The sequence below is a fragment of the Streptococcus sp. genome (genome assembly GCF_019414905.1).
Classification (GTDB): Bacteria; Bacillota; Bacilli; order Lactobacillales; family Streptococcaceae; genus Streptococcus.
Map to the genome: position 1 here is coordinate 3,027 of NZ_DXLC01000188.1, position 255 is coordinate 3,281.

Sequence of the window (255 nt, forward strand, 5' to 3'; positions counted from 1 at the left end):
ATAGGTGTCAGCAAACACCCACTGCAAGCTATTGCAAGTAAGGCTATTTACCCGATTACCCCAATCGGAAATTTATCAGAAAATAGCTACGCTATTATTTTGGTTGAAGTTCAGAAGATAAAAGTAATTCGTACCAAAAAGGGCGAAAACATGGCTTTCTTACAGGTAGATGATAGTAAGAAAAAATTGGATGTTACCCTCTTTTCAGACTTATATCGACAGGTTGGGCAGGAAATAAAAGAGGGAGCCTTCTAC

1 protein-coding gene is annotated in these 255 nt (G+C 38.4%); it reads left to right on the forward strand.

All coding sequences use genetic code 11. From position 1 onward, the window contains the following. On the forward strand, window positions 1-255 hold a 255-nt coding region (locus QZ359_RS05690; RefSeq protein WP_293963953.1), incomplete at both ends, for a hypothetical protein.